This is a genomic window from Streptomyces sparsogenes subsp. cuspidosporus (assembly GCF_039532705.1).
Taxonomy (GTDB): domain Bacteria; phylum Actinomycetota; class Actinomycetes; order Streptomycetales; family Streptomycetaceae; genus Streptomyces; species Streptomyces sparsogenes.
Window position 1 is genome coordinate 1 of record NZ_BAAASD010000142.1, and the last position, 726, is coordinate 726.

The 726-nt window shown below is 69.0% G+C and carries 1 protein-coding gene; it reads left to right on the forward strand.

Translation table 11 applies throughout. The annotated features are described in order from the left end of the window. Positions 1 to 726: acyltransferase domain-containing protein (locus ABFY07_RS42750; protein WP_346179620.1), on the forward strand; the 726-nt coding region annotated here is incomplete at both ends.

Here is a 726-nt window from a genome sequence, read left to right on the forward strand (position 1 = left end):
GCATTCGCAGGGGGAGATTGCGGCGGCTTGTGTGGCGGGGGCGTTGAGTGTGCGGGATGCGGCTCGGGTGGTGGCGTTGCGCAGCCGTGCGTTGCTGTCGCTGGCGGGTGAGGGTGGCATGGCCTCCGTCGCCGCCGATGCGGAGCGGGTGGTGGGGCTGATCGAGGGGTGGTCGGGCCGGGTATCGGTTGCGGCGGTCAACGGCCCGGCCACGACGGTTGTCTCCGGTGACCGGGATGCGCTGTCCGAGGTGATTGCCGGGTGTGAGGAGCAGGGGGTACGGGCGCGGTGGATCGCGGTGGACTACGCGTCCCACAGTCCGTACGTCGATGGTGTGCGGGACCAGCTTCTCGAGGCGTTGGCTCCTGTCAGTCCTCGGGCCGGTGAGATCCCCATCTGGTCCACCGTTGAGGAACAGGTGATCGATGGCTCGGGGATGGGTGCCGAGTACTGGTATCGCAATCTGCGGCAGCCGGTGCGTTTCGCGCCGGTGATCGGTGCCGCGCTGGAGGCGGGCTATGGGGCGTTTGTGGAGGTGAGTCCGCATCCGGTGGTCACCACCAGCATCCAGGAGACCAGCGAGGCCGGGAACACCCGCGCCGTGGTCACCGGATCCTTCCGCCGTGACCACGGCACACACCACCAGCTGATGCTCTCCCTGGCGGAACTCGCCGTCCACGGCACCCCCGTGGACTGGGACACCGTCTGCCACACCCCCCACCACCC